Source organism: uncultured Campylobacter sp. (assembly GCF_938018035.1).
GTDB lineage: Bacteria > Campylobacterota > Campylobacteria > Campylobacterales > Campylobacteraceae > Campylobacter_B.
The window spans coordinates 1-1,248 of record NZ_CALIJF010000195.1; the positions used below are offsets into that span (position 1 = coordinate 1).

5 protein-coding genes are annotated in these 1,248 nt (G+C 36.0%); 2 read left to right on the forward strand and 3 right to left on the reverse strand.

The genetic code is table 11. The features are described from left to right. Positions 1–197 (reverse strand): hypothetical protein (locus tag Q0257_RS05900; protein ID WP_298022803.1); only part of this gene is annotated, 197 nt, incomplete at its 3' end. Positions 198–206: 9 nt separating this feature from the next. Continuing rightward, the gene (locus Q0257_RS05905) at positions 207–386 is read right to left on the reverse strand and encodes a hypothetical protein (RefSeq protein ID WP_298022806.1); all 180 of its coding nucleotides are present in this window, start codon (positions 384–386) and stop codon (positions 207–209) included. A gap of 104 nt (positions 387–490) precedes the next feature. Here Q0257_RS05905 and Q0257_RS05910 point away from each other — a divergent pair, with 104 nt between their 5' ends. Continuing rightward, complete coding sequence (locus Q0257_RS05910) at positions 491–691, forward strand: hypothetical protein (protein ID WP_298022809.1); 201 nt, start codon at positions 491–493, stop codon at positions 689–691. Between the two features lie 12 nt (positions 692–703). On the opposite strand, the gene Q0257_RS05915 is transcribed toward Q0257_RS05910, so the two are convergent. Continuing rightward, a complete protein-coding gene (locus tag Q0257_RS05915) occupies positions 704–844 on the reverse strand; it encodes a hypothetical protein (RefSeq protein ID WP_298022812.1) in 141 nt (46 codons plus the stop codon). 136 nt (positions 845–980) lie between these two features. Here Q0257_RS05915 and Q0257_RS05920 point away from each other — a divergent pair. Next, the coding region (locus Q0257_RS05920) for a helix-turn-helix transcriptional regulator (RefSeq protein ID WP_298022817.1) at positions 981–1,248 on the forward strand (268 nt) is incomplete at its 3' end.

The window sequence follows — 1,248 nt, forward strand, 5'->3', positions numbered from 1 at the left end:
TTTATCAAATTATCATCAATCCAAATTTGAAGGGTTTTGCCACCGCGACCGATGCCATCGGTGTAGGTAAAGCATAATATATTATGCTTTACAGAACAAATTTTTTTGCCTTTTTGAGATGCTAGTTTAGTAGATTTTTGCAAAGCTCTGTCACTTACACCCAAAATTTCAGCCGCGCACTTGGAATTTACCCACATATCTAAGCCTTAGGCTACCCTACTTACCGCTATACCGTCTTTTTCGAGTATCTTTTTGCTCTTTTTACTAATAAAGCCCTTATAAAGGCTCGTAACGCTAAGCCCTCTAATCTCGCAGTATGCCTTTAGATCATACTTTGTTTTAGCCTTTATTTGCCTTGCTAGGCTCTCTTTTCTTTTCGCTTTCAAAGCCGCTCCTTTTTAAAATTTTATTGGTAAACCGATTTTTCGACTTTAAAGACCCCTTTTGCTATAATTTTTTTGCACATATCTTATAGAAAGGAGTCGTTAAAATGGAAAGTTTAAGCCAAGTCGCAAAAGAGCGGCTAGCCCTAAGTATTCTAGAAAAGCTCGGATGCTTTGATGAAGCTAAACGCATAGCGTCCAAAGCGCATCTAGAACCCCACGGGCTACCCGAAGACAGCGTAGAGTATATTACTAATCTTTACATTGCCGCTCTTGAGATGATCGACGAAGTCTGCAAATCTCATTAGATAAAATTATCACTACGGGGGTAAAATCATACCCTGTAGCCCTCTTTTTTCTCTCGACAATACTGCCTTGGCATCTTCTTCCATAAACATCTTTGCGATCAGCTCGTCTCTTTGTCTAAGATACTCTTTATGTAGCTCATCTATCTTACTCATCGTATCCTCCTTAAATAGGTTTAACAATAAAATTTCAAAGAACTTTTAGAAAACCTTAACCTTTTTATAGGTATTATTTTTCTAAAGATATTTTGAATTATAGCATAAGATATTATGCTTTGTCAAGGATAAGCATATGAATTTGGGCTTAAGAATTAAAAATTTAAGAGAAGAGCGCGGATTAACTCAACTAGAATTAGCAAATTTAAGCGGAATATCAAGAGCGAGTATTCAACTATACGAAGCAGATAAAGTTGAAATTCCGGTTAAAAAATTATCAGACATCTCAAAGGTTTTGGATGTCGATATTGATTTTTTTACAAAAGACAAAAGTTCGTTAGTGGTTCGTAAGTCGTTCGTAAGTAATAAAAATTCTGTCGTAAGTCCCGCAAACCTTAAAAAGT

What these genes read in the sequence shown, in the direction of transcription:
- Q0257_RS05910 (WP_298022809.1), top strand. Translation starts at nt 491, where the DNA reads ATGGAAAGTTTAAGCCAAGTCGCAAAAGAGCGGCTAGCCCTAAGTATT.
- Q0257_RS05915 (WP_298022812.1), bottom strand. Translation starts at nt 844, where the DNA reads ATGAGTAAGATAGATGAGCTACATAAAGAGTATCTTAGACAAAGAGAC.